General features: G+C 68.6%; 1 protein-coding gene. It reads left to right on the top strand.

The window, feature by feature from the left end:
- The coding region (gene tssI, locus AC27KI_RS26765; RefSeq protein ID WP_487116930.1) for a type VI secretion system tip protein TssI/VgrG at nt 1-625 on the top strand (625 nt) is incomplete at both ends.

Below are 625 nucleotides of genomic sequence, written 5' to 3'. Positions count from 1 at the left end.
CCCCGGGCCCCCAAGGGCACGCGCAGGAAGAAGGCTCGTTCCAGCGGTTCACCCTGCTGGCCCAGCCCACCAGCGTGCCCTACACCCCCCGCGCGCACCACCGCCGAAACCCAGGACCCACCGGCCCGCAGACCGCCGTCGTCGTCGGCCCGCCGGGCGAGGAGATCTGGCCCGACCAGTACGGGCGCGTCAAGGTGCAGTTCCACTGGGACCGGGTGGGCGCCATGAACGAGAACTCCAGCTGCTGGGTGCGGGTCTCCAGCAGCTGGGCCGGCTCCGGCTTCGGGGCCCTGTTCATCCCGCGCATCAACATGGAAGTCGTGGTCGACTTCCTCAACGGCGACCCCGACTACCCCCTCATCACCGGCTGCGTGTACAACGCCGACAACATGCCGCCGTGGGCGCTGCCGGCCAACGCCACGCAGTCGGGCATCAAGACCAAATCGAGCAAGGGCGGGGCCTTCGGCGACGGACTGAAGAACGGCGCGGGCGATGCCAACGCCATCCGCTTTGAGGACAAGGCCGGGGCCGAGCAGCTGTGGCTGCATGCGCAAAAGGACCAGCTCACCGAAGTGGAGAACGACGAGGACAAGTGGGTCGGGAACGACCGGCGCAAGACCATCGA

It is taken from the genome of Acidovorax sp. KPB24-03, from assembly GCF_057546605.1.
This window is presented reverse-complemented; position numbering and strand designations above follow the sequence as displayed.